This is a genomic window from Amycolatopsis keratiniphila subsp. keratiniphila (genome assembly GCF_001620365.2).
Classification (GTDB): Bacteria; Actinomycetota; Actinomycetes; order Mycobacteriales; family Pseudonocardiaceae; genus Amycolatopsis; species Amycolatopsis keratiniphila.
The window spans coordinates 1,068-1,487 of record NZ_LQMT02000028.1 but is presented as its reverse complement, the minus strand read 5'-3'; the positions used below and the strand labels follow the sequence as shown (position 1 = coordinate 1,487).

Below are 420 nucleotides of genomic sequence, written 5' to 3'. Positions count from 1 at the left end.
CGTTGACCGCGCAGCCGGACGTCCACGAGGCCGTCGTGGTCGCGATCGGCGGGCAGCTGATCGGCTATGTGGTGACGGACGCGGAACCCGCTCTCGTGCGCGAGCGGCTCGGGGCGGTACTGCCGGAGTACCTGGTCCCGGCCGTCGTACTGGCTCTCGACGCGCTGCCGTTGACCGGCAACGGCAAGGTCGACCGCGCGGCGTTGCCGTCGCCCGATTTCGCGGCCGCCGCCGGCACGAGGGAACCGGCCACCGAGGAGGAAAAGGTCCTTTGTGGACTGTTCGCGGACGTGCTCGGCCTCGACCGCGCGGGGGTCGACGACGGTTTCCTCGAACTCGGCGGCGATTCGATCGTCGCGATGCGCCTCGCGGCGCGCGCGGCCAAAGCCGGGCTGTCGTTGACGCTCGCGGAGATCTTCG

General features: G+C 71.2%; 1 protein-coding gene. It reads left to right on the top strand.

Going from position 1 to position 420, the window contains the following annotated elements; genetic code table 11:
* Positions 1 to 420: phosphopantetheine-binding protein (locus tag AVR91_RS43925; RefSeq protein WP_228709369.1), on the top strand; the 420-nt coding region annotated here is incomplete at both ends.